This window comes from Arthrobacter sp. TJ-58 (assembly GCF_058269295.1).
This window is the reverse complement of record NZ_JBZCNM010000016.1, coordinates 1-543: the sequence shown is the minus strand read 5'-3', so window position 1 is coordinate 543 and position 543 is coordinate 1. Positions and strand designations below refer to the sequence as shown.

Genomic DNA, 543 nt, shown 5'->3' with positions numbered 1-543 from the left:
TGTGGTGTAAGTTATCGGCCTATTAGTACCGGTCAGCTTCACGGGTCTTTAGTCCCCGCTTCCACATCCGGCCTATCAACCCAGTGGTCTGGCTGGGGGCCTCTCACACACAAGGTGTATGGAAATCTCATCTCGAAGCGGGCTTCCCGCTTAGATGCTTTCAGCGGTTATCCCATCCGAACGTAGCTAATCAGCGGTGCACTTGGCAGTACAACTGACACACCAGAGGTTCGTCCGTCCCGGTCCTCTCGTACTAAGGACAGCCCTTCTCAAATTTCCTGCGCGCGCAGCGGATAGGGACCGAACTGTCTCACGACGTTCTAAACCCAGCTCGCGTACCGCTTTAATGGGCGAACAGCCCAACCCTTGGGACCTACTCCAGCCCCAGGATGCGACGAGCCGACATCGAGGTGCCAAACCATGCCGTCGATATGGACTCTTGGGCAAGATCAGCCTGTTATCCCCGAGGTACCTTTTATCCGTTGAGCGACGGCCATTCCACAATGTACCGCCGGATCACTAGTCCCGACTTTCGTCCCTGCT

At 56.2% G+C, this 543-nt stretch carries 1 rRNA gene; it reads right to left on the bottom strand.

The annotated features are described in order from the left end of the window. Position 1: 1 nt before the first annotated feature. A 23S ribosomal RNA gene (locus AC4D2W_RS17290) occupies positions 2-543 on the bottom strand; the annotation flags it as partial.